Origin of the sequence: Pseudomonas sp. BN415 (genome assembly GCF_029871195.1) — a bacterium.
GTDB lineage: Bacteria > Pseudomonadota > Gammaproteobacteria > Pseudomonadales > Pseudomonadaceae > Metapseudomonas > Metapseudomonas resinovorans.
This window is the reverse complement of record NZ_SSOK01000051.1, coordinates 47,134-64,827: the sequence shown is the minus strand read 5'-3', so window position 1 is coordinate 64,827 and position 17,694 is coordinate 47,134. Positions and strand designations below refer to the sequence as shown.

The 17,694-nt window shown below is 62.5% G+C and carries 15 protein-coding genes; all 15 read left to right on the top strand.

Annotated elements, in window-relative coordinates; translation table 11 throughout:
- Window positions 1–31: 31 nt before the first annotated feature.
- The 15 genes from E8F20_RS12075 (at window position 32) to nuoI (ending at window position 17,686) form a co-directional block, all read left to right on the top strand.
- Window positions 32–1,198, top strand: coding sequence for a cupin domain-containing protein (locus tag E8F20_RS12075; RefSeq protein ID WP_280283929.1), 1,167 nt, complete (start codon window positions 32–34; stop codon window positions 1,196–1,198).
- Window positions 1,191–1,616 (top strand): GNAT family N-acetyltransferase, encoded by a 426-nt coding sequence (locus E8F20_RS12070; protein WP_028628738.1) that lies wholly within the window; start codon window positions 1,191–1,193, stop codon window positions 1,614–1,616. The genes E8F20_RS12075 and E8F20_RS12070 overlap by 8 nt, the downstream gene beginning before the upstream one ends.
- A gap of 8 nt (window positions 1,617–1,624) precedes the next feature.
- The gene (locus tag E8F20_RS12065) at window positions 1,625–2,251 is read left to right on the top strand and encodes a histone acetyltransferase HPA2 (RefSeq protein ID WP_280283928.1); all 627 of its coding nucleotides are present in this window, start codon (window positions 1,625–1,627) and stop codon (window positions 2,249–2,251) included.
- A complete protein-coding gene (locus E8F20_RS12060) occupies window positions 2,248–3,057 on the top strand; it encodes a secretin N-terminal domain-containing protein (protein ID WP_280283927.1) in 810 nt (269 codons plus the stop codon). The genes E8F20_RS12065 and E8F20_RS12060 overlap by 4 nt, the downstream gene beginning before the upstream one ends.
- 510 nt (window positions 3,058–3,567) lie before the next feature.
- Window positions 3,568–5,163, top strand: coding sequence for an isocitrate lyase (locus E8F20_RS12055; protein WP_137823049.1), 1,596 nt, complete (start codon window positions 3,568–3,570; stop codon window positions 5,161–5,163).
- Window positions 5,164–5,344: 181 nt separating this feature from the next.
- Window positions 5,345–5,944 (top strand): murein L,D-transpeptidase catalytic domain-containing protein, encoded by a 600-nt coding sequence (locus E8F20_RS12050; RefSeq protein ID WP_280283926.1) that lies wholly within the window; start codon window positions 5,345–5,347, stop codon window positions 5,942–5,944.
- 114 nt (window positions 5,945–6,058) lie between these two features.
- Complete coding sequence (locus tag E8F20_RS12045; RefSeq protein ID WP_280283925.1) at window positions 6,059–8,053, top strand: PhoX family phosphatase; 1,995 nt, start codon at window positions 6,059–6,061, stop codon at window positions 8,051–8,053.
- A 491-nt stretch (window positions 8,054–8,544) separates the two neighbouring features.
- Window positions 8,545–8,958, top strand: a complete 414-nt coding sequence (locus tag E8F20_RS12040; RefSeq protein ID WP_280283924.1) for an NADH-quinone oxidoreductase subunit A — start codon at window positions 8,545–8,547, stop codon at window positions 8,956–8,958.
- Between the two features lie 10 nt (window positions 8,959–8,968).
- Entirely contained in the window at window positions 8,969–9,646 is a 678-nt protein-coding gene (locus E8F20_RS12035; protein ID WP_028628745.1) for an NADH-quinone oxidoreductase subunit B, read from the top strand.
- Window positions 9,647–9,708: 62 nt separating this feature from the next.
- Window positions 9,709–11,490 (top strand): NADH-quinone oxidoreductase subunit C/D, encoded by a 1,782-nt coding sequence (gene nuoC, locus E8F20_RS12030; protein ID WP_153922522.1) that lies wholly within the window; start codon window positions 9,709–9,711, stop codon window positions 11,488–11,490.
- Window position 11,491: 1 nt separating this feature from the next.
- Complete coding sequence (nuoE, locus tag E8F20_RS12025) at window positions 11,492–11,986, top strand: NADH-quinone oxidoreductase subunit NuoE (protein ID WP_280283923.1); 495 nt, start codon at window positions 11,492–11,494, stop codon at window positions 11,984–11,986.
- Entirely contained in the window at window positions 11,983–13,329 is a 1,347-nt protein-coding gene (nuoF, locus tag E8F20_RS12020) for an NADH-quinone oxidoreductase subunit NuoF (RefSeq protein WP_280283922.1), read from the top strand. The genes nuoE and nuoF overlap by 4 nt, the downstream gene beginning before the upstream one ends.
- Before the next feature lie 99 nt (window positions 13,330–13,428).
- Window positions 13,429–16,137, top strand: coding sequence for an NADH-quinone oxidoreductase subunit NuoG (nuoG, locus tag E8F20_RS12015; RefSeq protein ID WP_280283921.1), 2,709 nt, complete (start codon window positions 13,429–13,431; stop codon window positions 16,135–16,137).
- On the top strand, window positions 16,134–17,126 hold the full coding sequence (gene nuoH, locus E8F20_RS12010) for an NADH-quinone oxidoreductase subunit NuoH (protein WP_280283920.1): 993 nt from the start codon (window positions 16,134–16,136) through the stop codon (window positions 17,124–17,126). Before nuoG ends, nuoH begins: the two co-directional genes overlap by 4 nt.
- A gap of 11 nt (window positions 17,127–17,137) precedes the next feature.
- Entirely contained in the window at window positions 17,138–17,686 is a 549-nt protein-coding gene (nuoI, locus tag E8F20_RS12005) for an NADH-quinone oxidoreductase subunit NuoI (protein WP_028628751.1), read from the top strand.
- Window positions 17,687–17,694: the final 8 nt, after the last annotated feature.

Here is a 17,694-nt window from a genome sequence, read left to right as displayed (position 1 = left end):
TGCCGGGCGTTTTTATTTCAAAGGCTTAGACATGAATCCTGATATTCCTCTTCAACTACTGGGCGGCCTCTCCGCGCGCGATTTCCTGCGCGATTACTGGCAGAAAAAACCACTCCTGATCCGCCAGGCCATCCCCGGATTCGAAAGCCCCATTTCCCCTGACGAACTCGCAGGCCTGTCCCTGGAAGAGGAAGTCGAGTCCCGCCTGGTGCTCGAGCACGGAGAACGCCCCTGGGAACTGCGCCGCGGCCCATTCGCCGAGGACGCCTATCAGAACCTGCCCGAACGCGATTGGACCCTACTGGTCCAGGCGGTCGACCAATTCGTGCCGGAAGTGGCCGAGCTACTGGAAAATTTCCGCTTCCTGCCGAGCTGGCGCATTGATGACGTCATGATCAGCTTCGCCGCGCCAGGCGGTGGCGTCGGGCCGCATTTCGACAACTACGATGTATTCCTTCTCCAAGGTCACGGTCGCCGCCGCTGGAAAATCGGCCAGATGTGTGACGCCGAGAGCGCCTTGCTGCCCCACGCCGACCTGCGCATCCTCGCCGACTTCCAGCAGACCGACGAATGGGTGCTGGAACCCGGCGACATGCTCTACCTGCCGCCGCGCCTCGCCCACTTCGGCATCGCCGAAGACGACTGCATGACTTACTCCGTGGGCTTCCGCGCGCCCAGCGCTGCCGAGGTACTGACCCACTTCACCGACTTCCTGGCCCAGTTCCTGCCGGACGAGGAGCGTTACAGCGACGCCGGTGCAGCGCCTGTCAGCGATCCCCACGAGATTCAGCGGGACGCCCTGGACCGACTCAAGTCCCTGCTCACCGAGCACATGAGCGACGAGCGCCTGCTGCTTACCTGGTTCGGCCAGTTCATGACCGAGCCGCGCTACCCGGAACTGCTGGCCGGAGCCGAAGTGGAAGAGGACGATTTCCTGGGCGCCATCGAAGACGGCGCAGTACTGGTCCGCAACCCAAGCGCGCGCCTGGCCTGGTCCGAGGTGGACATTGGCCTGGTGCTCTTCGCCAGCGGCCAGAGCCGCCTGCTGCCCGCCAGCCTGCGCGACCTGCTGAAGCTGATTTGCGCAGCCGAGGCACTGCACCTGGAAAATCTCGGCCAATGGCTGGCCGATGACGAGGGGCGTAAGCTTCTACTGGAACTGGTCAAGCAAGGAAGTCTGGAGTTTGCCGATGAGTGAGATACACGTCCGCGTTGCCGACTGGCAGAAGGACAATGCCGACCTGCGCCGCATCCGTGAGGCCGTATTCATCGCCGAACAGTCCGTCGCACCGGAGCTGGAGTGGGACACCGAAGATGCGGACGCCGTGCACTTTCTCGCCTTCGAGCGGGACTATGCTATCGGCACCGCCCGCCTGCTTCCCGACGGCCATATCGGCCGCGTTTCGGTGCTCAAGGACTGGCGCGGACTGAAGGTTGGTGATCGGCTGCTACAAGCCGCTATCGCCGAAGCCGAACGCCGCGGCCTGAAGCGTCAGATGCTCTCCGCCCAGGTCCACGCCACCGCGTTCTATGAACGCCACGGCTTCAAGATCGTCAGCAGCGAGTTCCTCGAAGCTGGCATTCCCCACGTGGACATGGTGCGCGAAAGCCAGTAGAGGCCCAGATGAACGAGAACGCCCCGGAACTCACTGAGAACGAAGTCGAACTGCCGGCCATCGAGTTCCAGTCGCCGGGGCGTTTCAGCGTTCACAACCCCTCCCTCCAGACCGAAGCACCCGAATGGGAGCCCGCTCCCTTCGGCCTAGGCGTCCACGACCGCGTCGAACGCTTCAGCGTCCCGGAGGACGCACGAGCCCACGCCCTGGCGCTGATGCAGCAGGCACGCCGCCGGCTTTGCCTATACAGCCCCGATCTGGAGCCCTGGCTCTACCACAACAGCGCTATCCAGCAGGCCTGCACCCGGCTGCTGGTCAGCGACCCGAAATGCCAGCTGCGAATTCTCGTGCGCGACCTGAGCCGCGCCGTAAAGGAAGGCCACCGACTGCTCAGCCTGAGCCGGCGCATATCCAGTAACTTCCAGATTCGCCGGATCAATCCCGACCACCCCTCGGAAGACTTGGCCTATCTCATTGCCGACGACCGCGGCCTGCTCGTGCGCCCTGAGCCAGAGCAGTACGCCGGCTACGCACTGTACAACGACCCCGGAAGGACCCGGCTGCAGCAAACCCGCTTCGACCAGGCCTGGGACCTGAGCATCACCGACCCCGACTTGCGGAGCTTCCTGATATGACCCCACGCGCCCTGCTCGCTACCCTCCTCGTGCTCATCTGCCTGCCTCTGCAGGCGGCGACGGAACTCATCCAGCTGCGCTATCGCACAGCCGATGAGCTGCTGCCGATGGCGCAGTCCGTAGTGGGCAACGAGGGTCGAGTCAGCGCCTACGGTAACCAGCTCATCGTCAATGCCGAACCCGCGAAGATCAACGAACTGCGCAATCTGCTTGACCAGCTCGATACCCGACCGCGACGTCTGCTCATCAGCGTCGACACCAGCGACAGCAACTTCCAGAGCGACCGCGGCTATGCAGTGAACGGATCAGCCAGCGTCGGCGGCGTCGATGTCCAGGCGGGGCGCGGCGAAATCCATGGACGTGACCAGGTGCGCATCATCCGCCGCAGCACTGACAGCCGCGGTGGCGGTGTGCAGCAGGTCCAGACCACAGAAGGCTATCCGGCGCTGATCCAGGTCGGCCAGAGCGTACCCATCACCTCCACCAGCAGCGGCCCCTACGGCGAGGTGTACAGCAACACCGAATACCGCAATGTCACCCGCGGTTTCTACGTCACCGCAACGCTCACGGGCGAATTGGTGCATGTAAACATCAGCAGCAACCGAGACCGCTTGAACAGCAGCCAGCCAGGCGTGATCGACGTGCAGAGCACCGACACCAAAGTCAGTGGTCGCCTCGGCGAATGGATCACCATCGGCGCGGTGAACGAAGACAGCCATTCCGACCAAAGTGGCTTTTTGCGCCACCGCACCACTCAGGGCCGTGAAGACATGACCCTGCGCCTCAAGGTCGACGCGGTCGACTGACTGCGCATTTTCAGACCAGCCAGTCTCAGCCAAAAGTATTATGTAGTAGTCCAAAAAAAACACTACAAAACGTTTGACGAACGCCTGTTTGAAAGAGCATGATGGCCTCGCTCCCGCTAGCCAGGGGCCCTGAATAGGGCCTCCGGATCGCGCTCTCAGCCAACCAGCCGAGCCGATCCGTGTTGTAACGGCCCATAAGGCAGTGCGACGAGGTTGCGACTGGAACGTAGTTGTCCTGAGGGACGGGGAAGCGTCAGCAACATCCGCAAGATCGAAGGCAGTGCCCGGTAATCACCCCACGGTTTCCACGAACCGGCAAGTGAGCCAGTAGCGCAAAACCACCCATCGATCCTGTGAGCGTGTGCATCTCCTCACCCCACCCTCAGTTTCAATCTCTTCCAGTTGGTCCTTCGACGCGCTGCGGTGAGCAACCCGCAATAACCTTCAGAACGCAGGTTTTTGAGTGGGAAAGTCGGTGCTCAACCACATATACACTTTGAAGGATTGACCATGTCCGCATATCAAAACGACATCAAGGCCATTGCCGCACTGAAAGAAGTGAACGGTAACAGCTGGAGCGCTATCAACCCCGAGTCGGTTGCCCGCATGCGCGCACAGAACCGCTTCAAGACCGGTCTGGATATCGCCAAGTACACCGCGGCCATCATGCGCAAGGACATGGCCGAGTACGATGCCGACTCCTCCGTCTACACCCAGTCCCTGGGCTGCTGGCACGGTTTCATCGGACAGCAGAAGCTGATCTCCATCAAGAAGCACCTGAAGACCACCAACAAGCGCTACCTCTACCTTTCCGGCTGGATGGTTGCCGCGCTGCGTTCCGACTTCGGCCCGCTGCCCGACCAGTCCATGCATGAGAAGACCGCCGTTTCTGGTCTGATCGAAGAGCTCTACACCTTCCTGCGCCAGGCTGACGCCCGCGAACTGGACCTGCTGTTCACCGCCATGGACGCTGCTCGCGCCGCTGGCGACAAGTCCAAGGAAGCTGAAATCCAGGCCCAGATCGACAACTACGAAACCCACGTAGTACCGATCATCGCCGACATCGACGCTGGTTTCGGTAACCCGGAAGCCACCTACCTGCTGGCCAAGAAGATGATCGAAGCCGGTGCCTGCTGCATCCAGATCGAGAACCAGGTTTCCGACGAGAAGCAGTGCGGCCACCAGGACGGCAAAGTGACCGTTCCGCACGAAGACTTCCTCGCCAAGATCAACGCTGTTCGCTACGCCTTCCTCGAACTGGGCGTTGATGATGGTGTGATCGTTGCCCGTACCGACTCCCTGGGTGCCGGCCTGACCAAGCAGATCGCCGTTACCAAGCAACCGGGCGACCTGGGCGACCAGTACAACTCCTTCCTGGACTGCGACGAAATCAACGCCTCCGACCTGCAGAACGGCGACGTGGTGATCAACCGCGGCGGCAAGCTGCTGCGTCCGAAGCGCCTGCCGAGCAACCTGTTCCAGTTCCGCAAGGGCACCGGCGAAGATCGCTGCGTCCTGGACTGCATCACCTCGCTGCAGAACGGCGCCGACCTGCTGTGGATCGAAACCGAGAAGCCCCACGTTGGCCAGATCAAAGGCATGGTTGACCGTATCCGCCAGGTCATCCCGAACGCCAAGCTGGTTTACAACAACAGCCCGTCGTTCAACTGGACCCTGAACTTCCGTCAGCAAGTGTTCGATGCGTTCGTTGCTGAAGGCAAAGATGTTTCCGCCTACGACCGCGCCAAGCTGATGAGCGTCGAGTACGACGAAACCGAGCTGGCCCAGGTAGCAGACGAGAAGATCCGCACCTTCCAGCGCGACGGTTCGGCCCACGCTGGCATCTTCCACCACCTGATCACCCTGCCGACCTACCACACTGCGGCACTGTCCACGGACAACCTGGCCAAAGGCTACTTCGCCGACCAGGGCATGCTGGCCTACGTGAAGGGCGTTCAGCGTCAGGAACTGCGTCAAGGCATCGCCTGCGTCAAGCACCAGAACATGGCTGGCTCCGACATCGGCGACAACCACAAAGAGTACTTCGCTGGCGAAGCAGCTCTGAAAGCGAGCGGCAAAGACAACACCATGAACCAGTTCCACTAAACGGAACTGCCACCGGCCGACCACGCATCGGCCGGACATGGCGAGTCAGAAAACCCCGGTGCTTGCACCGGGGTTTTCTTTTGCCCTTTACCCGTGCCGGACAAAACCAACCTGCCGTCTGCTATGGGTTGCCAAGGCGCGACACATTCCTAGAATCAGCAAGAAACCTGGAGCACCGGCCGTGCCGCGAACCCTGCTGCTGATCCTGCTGCTCATCTCCCCCGTCCTGCGCGCCAGCGACCTGGAACTGCTGGTAAGCCCGCCACAACTGGCGTTGTTCCTTGGCGAACTGAAGAACAGCCAGCACCCGCGCTTCGCCGTGGTCGACTACGGTCGCGCCTCCACGCTCCCACGCTTCTACCTGTTCGACAGTCGCAGCCACGCTTTGCTAGACAGCTTCAGGGTTGCGCACGGCAAGGGATCGGACCCGGATCACGACAGTTACGCCGACCGCTTTTCCAACGACTTCGGAAGTCGCGCTACCTCCCTTGGCCTGTTCCGCACGTCACAGGTGTTCGACAGCGAAGAACCCAGCCATGGCCGCTCCATGCGCCTCATCGGCCTTAGCCCGAGCAATAGCAATGCCGAAGCGCGCGCCATCGTCATCCACGCCAACACTTACATGGAGGACACCTTCATCCTCGAGCACGGGATACCAGGGCGCAGCTACGGCTGCCTGGTCCTGGCCAGTACTGATCGAGACCAGGTCATCGCGCAACTGAAGGGTGGCGCGCTGATCTTCGCCATCAGCCAGAAGCGCGACGCCGTGGCGGGCAATTAACGCAAACTGTGCCGCTCCTCCCATGCAACAGCTTCTCCATCTTACTGTCACCGTTCCGTCGCTTTCAGCATTTAGCGTCAGATCTCCGTCGATTCGCCCGCGTGGAGATCCGCCTTGAACCAACACAACGACAAAGCCGTGCTCTTTGGCAACGGCGACGAACTGCCCAGCAACACATCCGACAACCCGCACATCAACGACCTGATCGGTGGACTCAACCGCCGTCAACTGTTGATCGGTGGCGCTGCTATGAGCACCCTCGCCTTCCTTGGCGCCGCCATCCCGGGTGAAGCCCTGGCAGCAGAACCCCAGGCCAAGGGCTTCCCCCTCAAGCCCCGCTCTCGCCTACCCTTCGAGGCCATTCCTATCGGCCGCGCAGACAGCATTACCGTTCCGCCAGGCTACAAGGCTACGCCTTTCATTCCCTGGGGTACTCCGATCACCGGGCGCTATCCGGCCTTTGCCGAAGACGCCAGCAACAGCGCCCAGGATCAGGCGGAGCAGATCGGCATGCACCATGACGGCATGCATTTCTTCCCCATCGATGCCCGCCGCGGCCCCGGCATGCGCTCTGACCACGGCCTGCTCGTACTGAACCATGAATACATCGACGCACCGCTGCTGCATCCGAACGGCCCGACAGTCGTTGATGGCAAGCGCACCAGTGCCGACGAAGTCCGCAAAGAAATCAACGCCCATGGCGTTTCGGTCGTCGAAATCCGCCGCAACGTACGTGGCGAATGGGAGGTCGTGCCAAGTCGCCGCAACCGCCGCATCACCGCCGCCACGCCCATGAAGATCTCCGGTCCGGCCCGTGGCCACAAGCTGCTGCAGACCCGCTACAGCCCGCAGGGCACAGCCACCCGAGGCACCCAGAACAACTGCGCGAACGGATTCACCCCCTGGGGCACCTACCTCACCTGCGAGGAGAACTGGGCCGGCTACTTCGCCACCCGCGACGCCGACCTACCCCGCGAACTCAAGCGCTACGGCCTTCGCAGCAGCAGCCGCTTCGGCTGGGAAACCCTGCCGGGCGACGAGTTCGAACGCTTCGACGCCACTCGCAAAGCGGCCGACGCCAAGGGCGACTATCGAAACGAGCCGAACCACTTTGGCTGGATTGTCGAGATCGACCCCTTCGATCCGGACTCCACGCCGATCAAGCACACCGCCCTGGGTCGCTTCGCTCATGAAGGCTTGATCTTCGCTCCAGTGAAACCAGGCCGGCCCGTGGTCTGTTACTCCGGCGACGACTCCCAGAACGAGTACATCTACAAATACGTCAGTCGCGAAAAGTACCGTCCCGGACAGGCCAACGGCCGCCTGCTGGACGAAGGCACCCTTTACGTCGCCCGCTTCAATGCCGATGGCAGCGGCGACTGGCTGGCCCTGGACATCAACGACCGCACATTCCTCAAGGCCTGCCTGACCGCCGGCGTCGCTTTTGCCGATCAGGGCGAAGTACTGATCAATACACGCCTGGCCGCTGACATCGTTGGCGCCACCCGTATGGACCGTCCGGAATGGGGTGCAGTGAATCCGGACAATGGCGAGGTCTACTTCACGCTCACCAACAACACCGCGCGCTCCAACGCCGACGCTGCGAACCCGCGCCCGGCCAACGCCTACGGCCATATCATCCGATGGCGTGAGAACAGTCGCGACCATGCAGGCAATCGATTCGACTGGAACCTCTTCCTGCTCGCCGGCCCCGAGGGAGATAGCCGTGGCCCGAACGGCAATCCGCTGGGCGCGCAGAACATCCTCGCCAGCCCGGACGGTCTCTGGTTTGACGACGAGGGTCGCCTGTGGATCCAGACCGATATGAGCGGCAGCCAATTGAACGCCGGCCCCTTCGGCAACAACCAGATGCTGGTAGCCGACCCGCGCAGCGGCGAACTGAAGCGCTTCCTGGTCGGCCCAACAGGTGCCGAAGTGACCGGCATCAGCGCGACGCCGGACTTCCGCACCCTGTTCATCAACATCCAGCACCCAGGCGAAGGCTCCACCGCCACGAACCTGCTAAGCACCTGGCCCGACGGCCCAGGCAAACGCCCGCGCTCATCCACCGTGGTCATCACGCGCGAAGACGGCCGCCGCCTACTCTGAATCCCCTCAAGGATTTCGGCCGACCCACGCGGGTCGGCCTCTTTTTCCTCGCTGGAAAGGCAGCATGAACAAAAACAAATGGAATTGTCGCAATTATGAAAACGACTTGAAGAGCAACTTTGGAGGACGCCAGGAGTATTTGTTATTTGCAGTTTTTAAGTTCTGCAAGAGCATTCTCGTGTAGTGATTAATTAACCACCAATCAAATGCTAATGACTATCATTCCCGCGCCAAATTCAACCCTCAGTGCGACATAAGGCCGCAATCAGACGAAGGCCTAAAAGAACCCTGAAAGCCCCGCCACCAGAGGCCTCCAGCCAAGCTAGCAGCCCAGAATTCGGCTGCGCGGGCAATTTTTTGGTGTGAAAAATTTACTTGCACACCCGCTCGGGCATAAAATTGTCGGAATCGATTGCCTGGGCATCATTGATACCCGGCATTAAACCTTTTAACGCAAGTGAACGCCGTTCCTTGTCTTAAGGAGTTCCGGCATGTCGGAAGCTACTGCCATCATCTCCCACAACTGGGGTTTCGCTGTTTTCCTGTTGGGTGTCGTCGGCCTCTGCGCCTTCATGATCGGGGTCTCTAGCCTGCTCGGCAGCAAGTCCATCGGTCGCAGCAAGAACGACCCCTTCGAATCCGGCATGCTCCCCACCGGCACTGCTCGCCTCCGCCTCTCCGCAAAATTCTATCTGGTCGCGATGCTCTTCGTGATCTTCGACGTCGAAGCCCTCTTTCTCTTCGCTTGGTCCGTCTCCGTCCGTGAAAGCGGCTGGGCCGGCTTTATTGAAGCAACCATTTTCATAGCAATTCTGTTGGCAGGTCTTGTCTACCTTTGGCGCATCGGGGCACTTGATTGGGCTCCCGAAGGTCGTCGCAAGCGGCAGGCGAAGCTAAAACAATGAGGCTTTGGCAATGCAATACAAACTTACTCGGATCGATCCGGATGCCACTTATGAGCAGTATCCGATCGGCGAACGGGAGACCGTTTCCGACCCGCTGCTAGAAGATCAGGTGCACAAGAACATCTTCCTGGGCAAGCTCGAGGATGTTCTCAACGGCGCAGTCAACTGGGGGCGCAAGAACTCCCTGTGGCCTTACAACTTCGGCCTCTCCTGCTGCTACGTGGAGATGACCACCGCCTTCACCGCGCCGCACGACATCGCGCGATTCGGTGCGGAGGTCATTCGTGCATCACCGCGCCAGGCGGATTTCATGGTCATCGCCGGCACCTGCTTCATCAAGATGGCACCGGTCATCCAGCGCCTCTATGAGCAGATGCTGGAGCCCAAGTGGGTGATCTCCATGGGTTCGTGCGCGAACTCCGGTGGTATGTACGATATTTACTCGGTCGTTCAGGGCGTGGACAAGTTCCTTCCCGTGGACGTCTACATTCCCGGCTGCCCGCCCCGTCCGGAGGCGTTTCTGCAAGGCTTGATGCTGCTGCAGGAATCCATCGGCCAGGAGCGCCGCCCGCTATCCTGGGTCGTGGGGGACCAAGGCATCTACCGTGCCGACATGCCCTCCGAGCGGGAAAAGCGCCGCGAACAGCGTATTCAGGTCACCAACCTGCGCAGCCCCGACGAAGTCTGAGCCTGTTCTTCTCTGGAAGACCCCAGGCTCATTCTTTACGTTGACCGATAGCGACCGAGACCATGACTGCAGACACCGTTCTGTCTATTCCGCCTTATAAGGCTGACGACCAAGACGTCGTCGTAGAGCTCAATTCCCGCTTTGGCGCCGAAAGCCTGACCATCCAGTCGACCCGCACCGGCATGCCGGTGATCTGGGTCGCCCGTGACAAGCTGATCGACGTCCTCAAGTTCCTGCGCAATCTCCCGCGCCCCTACGTCATGCTTTACGACCTGCATGGCGTCGACGAGCGCCTGCGGACCCAGCGTCGCGGCCTGCCGAATGCCGACTTCACGGTGTTCTACCACCTGATGTCGCTGGAGCGTAATAGTGACGTGATGATCAAGGTGGCCTTGTCCGAGGGCGACCTCAACCTTCCTACCGTCACCGGTATCTGGCCCAACGCCAACTGGTACGAACGCGAAGTCTGGGACATGTACGGCATCACCTTTGCCGGCCATCCGCACCTGTCGCGGATCATGATGCCCAACACCTGGGAAGGTCACCCGTTGCGCAAGGACTACCCGGCGCGCGCCACCGAATTCGATCCCTTCAGCCTGACCCTGGCCAAGCACCAGCTTGAAGAAGAAGCTGCGCGCTTCCGCCCGGAAGACTGGGGCATGAAACGCCACGGCGAGAATGAGGACTACATGTTCCTCAACCTCGGCCCGAACCACCCCTCCGCCCACGGTGCCTTCCGCATCATCCTGCAGCTGGACGGCGAAGAGATCGTCGACTGCGTGCCGGAAGTCGGTTACCACCACCGCGGCGCCGAGAAGATGGCCGAGCGCCAGTCCTGGCACAGCTTCATTCCGTACACCGACCGCATCGACTACCTCGGCGGAGTGATGAACAACCTGCCGTACGTCCTCGCGGTCGAAAAGCTCGCCGGCATCAAGGTGCCGCAGCGTGTCGACTTCATCCGCGTGATGATGGCCGAGTTCTTCCGGATCACCAGCCACCTGCTGTTCCTGGGCACCTATATCCAGGACGTCGGCGCCATGACCCCGGTGTTCTTCACCTTCACCGACCGCCAGCGCGCCTACAAGGTCATCGAAGCCGTCACCGGCTTCCGCCTGCACCCGGCCTGGTACCGCATCGGCGGCGTCGCCCACGACCTGCCGCGCGGCTGGGATGGCCTGGTGAAAGAGTTCGTCGAATGGCTGCCCAAGCGCCTCGACGAGTACGAAAAGGCCGCCCTGCAAAACAGCATCCTGCGTGGCCGTACGATCGGCGTTGCCCAGTACAACACCAAGGAAGCCCTGGAATGGGGCGTCACCGGTGCTGGCCTGCGCTCCACCGGTTGCGACTTCGACCTGCGCAAGGCACGCCCCTACTCCGGCTACGAGAACTTCGAGTTCGAAGTGCCGCTGGCCCACAACGGCGACGCCTACGATCGCTGCATGGTTCGCGTCGAAGAAATGCGCCAGAGCATCCGGATCATCGACCAGTGCCTCAAGAACATGCCGGAAGGCCCGTATAAGGCGGACCACCCGCTGACCACGCCGCCGCCGAAAGAGCGCACACTGCAGCACATCGAAACCCTGATCACCCACTTCCTGCAGGTTTCCTGGGGCCCGGTCATGCCGGCCAACGAAGCCTTCCAGATGATCGAGGCGACCAAGGGCATCAACAGCTACTACCTCACCAGCGACGGCAGCACCATGAGCTACCGCACCCGGATCCGGACGCCCAGCTTCCCCCACCTGCAGCAGATCCCTTCGGTGATCCGCGGCAGCATGGTGGCAGACCTGATCGCCTACCTGGGCAGTATCGACTTCGTAATGGCTGACGTGGACCGCTGATATGAGCACCCTTATCCAGACCGACCGTTTCGTCCTCAGCGAAACCGAGCGCTCGGCCATCGAGCACGAAATGCATCACTACGAGGACCCGCGCGCGGCGTCCATCGAAGCCCTGAAGATCGTCCAGAAAGAGCGTGGCTGGGTGCCGGACGGCGCTGCCGACGCCATTGGCGCGATCCTCGGCATTCCCGCCAGCGACGTCGAAGGCGTGGCTACTTTCTATAGCCAGATCTTCCGTCAACCGGTCGGCCGCCACGTGATCCGCGTGTGCGACAGCATGACCTGCTACGTCGGCGGCCATGAATCCGTCGTTGCCGAGATGCAGAAGCAACTCGGCATCGGACTCGGCCAGACCACCACCGACAACCGCTTCACCCTGCTGCCAGTCTGCTGCCTCGGCAACTGCGACAAGGCGCCGGCGGTGATGATCGACGACGACACCTTCGGCGACGTCCAGCCCGACGGTGTCTCCAAGCTGCTGGAGGCCTACCCATGAAGACCCTCACCTCCATCGGCCCGGCCAACCGCATCGCCCGCAGTGAAGAAACCCATCCGCTGACCTGGCGCCTGCGTGAAGACGCGCAGCCGGTATGGCTCGACGAGTACCAGCAGAAAAACGGCTACGCCGCCGCTCGCAAGGCCCTGACCGAAATGGCCCAGGCCGAGATCGTGCAGCAGGTCAAGGACTCCGGGCTCAAGGGCCGCGGCGGTGCGGGCTTCCCCACCGGCGTGAAGTGGGGCCTGATGCCAGCCGACGAATCCATGAACATCCGCTACCTGCTGTGCAACGCGGATGAAATGGAACCCAACACCTGGAAAGACCGCATGCTGATGGAACAGCTGCCCCACCTGCTGGTGGAAGGCATGCTGATCAGCGCGCGCGCCCTCAAGGCCTATCGCGGTTACATCTTCCTGCGCGGCGAATACGTCGACGCAGCGCGCAACCTCAACCGCGCCATAGACGAAGCCAAGGCCGCCGGCCTGCTGGGCAAGAACATCCTGGGCTCGGGCTTCGACTTCGAACTCTTCGTCCACACCGGCGCCGGCCGTTATATCTGTGGTGAAGAGACTGCCCTGATCAACTCCCTGGAAGGCCGCCGCGCCAACCCGCGCTCCAAGCCGCCCTTCCCTGCCGCCGTCGGCGTCTGGGGCAAGCCCACTTGCGTCAACAACGTCGAGACCCTGTGCAACGTGCCGGCAATCGTCGCCAACGGCGTGGACTGGTACAAAACCCTCGCCCGCCCGGGCAGCGAAGACATGGGCACCAAACTCATGGGCTTCTCCGGCAAGGTGAAGAACCCCGGCCTGTGGGAATTGCCCTTCGGCGTTCCGGCTCGCGAGCTGTTCGAAGACTACGCTGGTGGGATGCGCGACGGCTTCAAGCTGAAAGCCTGGCAGCCCGGCGGTGCCGGTACCGGTTTCCTGCTCCCCGAGCACCTCGATGCGCCCATGTATGCCGCCGGCATCGCCAAGGTGGGCACCCGTATGGGTACCGGGCTCGCCCTGGCCGTGGACGACAGCATCAACATGGTCTCCCTGCTGCGCAATATGGAAGAGTTCTTCGCCCGTGAGTCCTGCGGCTGGTGCACGCCTTGCCGCGACGGTCTGCCCTGGAGCGTCAAGCTCCTCCGCGCGTTGGAGCGCGGGGAAGGCCAAGCCGGCGACCTGGAGACCCTGGAGCAGCTCGTCAGCTTCCTCGGCCCAGGCAAGACCTTCTGCGCCCACGCTCCGGGGGCCGTCGAGCCGCTGGGCAGTGCCATGAAATATTTCCGTCCGGAATTCGAGGCAGGCATCGCCCGCCAGATCCCGGCAGCGCGACCGATTCCAGTCGGCGCCTGAGAAAAAAGGATTCGCGCAGCGGCGGCCGCAACCCGACCCCGCGCGCACGCTGATTCCATTAGCCAAAGCCCGGTCACACGGGCAGATGAAGACTGAACCATGGCCACTATCCACGTAGACGGCAAGACGCTCGAAGTCGATGGTGCAGACAACCTCCTGCAGGCCTGTCTGTCCCTCGGACTCGACATCCCCTACTTCTGCTGGCACCCGGCGCTCGGTAGCGTCGGCGCCTGCCGCCAGTGCGCGGTGAAGCAGTACACCGACGAGAACGACAAACGCGGTCGCCTCGTCATGTCCTGCATGACCCCCGCCACCGACAACTCCTGGATTTCCATTGACGACGAAGAGGCCAAGCAGTTCCGCGCCAGCGTCGTCGAATGGCTGATGACCAACCACCCGCACGACTGCCCGGTGTGCGAGGAAGGCGGCCACTGCCACCTGCAGGACATGACGGTAATGACCGGCCACAACGCCCGTCGCTATCGCTTCACCAAGCGCACCCACCAGAATCAGGAACTAGGCCCGTTCATCGCCCACGAGATGAACCGCTGCATCGCCTGCTACCGCTGCGTGCGCTACTACAAGGACTACGCCGGCGGCACCGACCTCGGCGTTTACGGCGCCCACGACAACGTCTACTTCGGCCGCGTCGAAGACGGCACCCTCGAGAGCGAGTTCTCGGGCAACCTGGTCGAGGTCTGCCCGACTGGTGTGTTCACCGACAAGACCCACTCCGAGCGCTACAACCGCAAGTGGGACATGCAGTTCGCCCCGAGCATCTGCCACGGCTGTTCCAGCGGCTGCAACATCAGCCCCGGTGAGCGTTACGGCGAGATCCGCCGCATCGAGAACCGCTTCAACGGCTCGGTGAACCAGTACTTCCTCTGCGACCGCGGCCGCTTCGGCTACGGCTACGTCAACCGTGAGGATCGCCCACGCCAGCCGCTGCTGGGTAACCAGAAGCTGAGCCTGGACGGCGCCCTGGACAAGGCCGCCGAACTGCTGAAAGGCAAGCGCGTGATCGGCATCGGTTCGCCCCGCGCCAGTCTCGAAGGCAACTTCGCCCTGCGCGAGCTGGTTGGCATCGAGAACTACTACTCCGGCATCGCCGCCAGCGAACTGGCGAACCTGCGTCTGATCCGCGACGTCCTGCAGAACGGCCCGCTACCGGTCCCCACCCTGCGCGACATCGAGCAGCACGACGCGATCTTCGTCCTCGGTGAAGACCTGACCCAGACCGCAGCCCGCATGGCCCTCGCCCTGCGCCAGGCCGTCAAGGGCAAGGCCACCGAAATCGCCGCCTCGATGAAAATCCAGGACTGGCACATGGCCGCCGTGCAGAACGTCGCCCAGGACGCCCTGAACCCGCTGTTTATCGCCAGTGTCACGGCTACCCGCCTGGATGACGTCGCCGCTGAAAGCGTCCACGCCGCACCGGCTGACCTCGCCCGTATCGGTTTCGCCGTGGCCCACGCCATCGACCCGAGCGCTCCGGCCGTGGAAGGACTGGAAGGCGAAGCGGCCGAACTGGTCAAACGCATTGCCGACGCTTTGCTGGCCGCCAAACGTCCGCTGGTCATTTCCGGCGCTTCGCTGGGCGAGAAAGCCCTTATCGAAGCCGCGGCGAACATCGCCAGCGCGTTGAAGAACCGTGAGAAGAACGGCTCCATCAGCCTGGTGGTGCCGGAAGCCAACAGCATGGGCCTGGCCCTGTTCGGTGGCGAGTCCCTGGAAGCCGCCCTGGAGGCCCTGACCTCCGGCAAGGCCGACGCTGTCGTGGTCCTGGAAAACGACCTGTACCGCCGCGCCGACGCCGCCAAGGTGGACGCCGCCCTGGCAGCCGCCAAGGTCGTCATCGTCGCCGACCACCAGCAGACGGCCACCGTCGAATGCGCCCACCTGGTGCTCCCGGCTGCCAGCTTCGCCGAAGGCGATGGCACCCTGGTCAGCCTGGAAGGTCGTGCCCAGCGTTTCTTCCAGGTCTATGACCCGTCCTACTACGACGCCAACATCCTCGTTCGCGAAGGCTGGCGCTGGCTGCACGCACTGCACAGCACCCTGCTGGGCAAGTCCGTGGACTGGACCCAACTGGACCAGGTCACCGCCGCCTGCGCCGACAGCAGCTCGTTGCTGGCTGGCATCCGCGACGCGGCTCCGAGCGCCTCGTTCCGCATCAAGGGCCTGAAGCTCGCCCGTGAGCCGCACCGCTACAGCGGCCGCACGGCCATGCGCGCCAACATCAGCGTACACGAGCCGCGCCAACCGCAGGACAAGGACTCGGCCTTCGCCTTCTCCATGGAAGGTTATGCCGGCAGCGCCGAACCCCGTCAGCAGATCCCCTTCGCCTGGTCCCCGGGTTGGAACTCGCCGCAGGCCTGGAACAAATTCCAGGACGAAGTCGGTGGCCACCTGCGCGCCGGCGACCCGGGCATTCGCCTGATCGAAGCCAAAGGCCAGGCTCTTCCCTGGTTCAGCGTCAATGCCGCCTTCAACCCGGCTCAGGGCACCTGGCAGGCCGTGCCGCTGCACCACCTGTTCGGCAGCGAGGAGAACAGCTCCCGCGCCGCTCCGGTTCAAGAGCGCATCCCGCAGCCCTACGTGGCCATGGCCAAGGACGAAGCGGATCGCCTCGGCGTCAATGACGGCGCCCTTATCGCCCTGACCGTCAATGGCCAGACCCTGCGTCTGCCGCTTGCCATCAAGGAAGAAATGGGCATCGGCCTGATCGGCCTGCCTGCCGGTCTGCCGGGTATCCCGGCAGTCTTCGCCGGTGCCGTCGTCACTGCCGTACAGGAGTCCGCGCAATGAGTTGGCTGACGCCCGAACTGATCGACATCGTCGTCACCGTCCTCAAAGCCATCGTCATCCTGCTCGGGGTGGTCGTGACCGGTGCGCTGCTCTCCTGGGTGGAACGCCGCCTGCTGGGCCTCTGGCAGGACCGCCATGGTCCGAACCGGGTGGGGCCCTTCGGCGCATTCCAACTGGGCGCGGACATGATCAAGATGTTCTTCAAGGAAGACTGGACCCCGCCGTTCGCCGACAAGCTGATCTTCACCCTGGCGCCCATCATCGCGATGAGTGCCCTGTTGATCGCGTTTGCCGTGGTGCCGGTCACCCCCACCTGGGGTGTGGCCGACCTTAACATCGGCGTGCTGTTCTTCTTCGCCATGGCCGGCATCGCGGTCTACGCGGTGCTCTTCGCCGGCTGGTCGAGCAACAACAAGTTCGCCCTGCTCGGCAGCCTGCGTGCCTCGGCCCAGACCATCTCCTACGAGGTGTTCCTGGCGTTGTCGCTGATGGGCATCGTGGCCCAGGTCGGCTCCTTCAACATGCGCGACATCGTTGAATACCAGGCCCAGAACCTGTGGTTCATCATTCCGCAGTTCTTCGGCTTCTGTACCTTTTTCATCGCTGGCGTCGCCGTGACTCACCGTCACCCGTTCGACCAGCCGGAAGCGGAACAGGAACTGGCCGACGGCTACCACATCGAATACGCCGGCATGAAATGGGGCATGTTCTTCGTGGGTGAGTACATCGGCATCGTGCTGATCTCCGCCCTGCTCGTGACCCTGTTCTTCGGCGGCTGGCATGGCCCGTTCGGCATACTGCCGCAGATCCCCTTCATCTGGTTCGCGCTCAAGACCGCCTTCTTCATCATGCTGTTCATCCTGCTGCGCGCGTCGATCCCGCGCCCGCGCTATGACCAGGTGATGGCCTTCAGCTGGAAGGTGTGCCTGCCGCTGACCCTGATCAACCTGCTGGTGACCGGCGCGCTCGTGCTGGCCGCGGCCCAGTAAGGAGAAACACCATGATCAAAGAAATCATCCACGTCGTGCATGGCACCTTCACCCAGCTTCGCAGCCTGGTGATGATCTTCGGCCATGCCTTCCGCAAGCGTGACACCCTGCAATACCCGGAAGAGCCCGTGTACCTGCCGCCGCGCTACCGCGGCCGCATCGTCCTCACCCGCGACCCCGATGGCGAAGAGCGTTGCGTAGCCTGCAACCTCTGCGCCGTGGCCTGCCCGGTCGGCTGCATTTCCCTGCAGAAGGCCGAGACCGAGGACGGTCGCTGGTACCCCGAGTTCTTCCGCATCAACTTCTCCCGCTGCATCTTCTGCGGCCTGTGCGAAGAAGCCTGCCCCACCACCGCGATCCAGCTGACCCCGGATTTCGAGATGGGCGAGTTCAAGCGCCAGGACCTGGTGTACGAGAAGGAAGACCTGCTGATCTCCGGTCCAGGCAAGAACCCGGACTACAACTTCTATCGCGTGGCGGGTATGGCCATTGCCGGCAAACCGAAAGGTGCCGCGCAGAACGAGGCCGAGCCGATCAACGTGAAGAGCCTGCTGCCCTAAGGAGACGC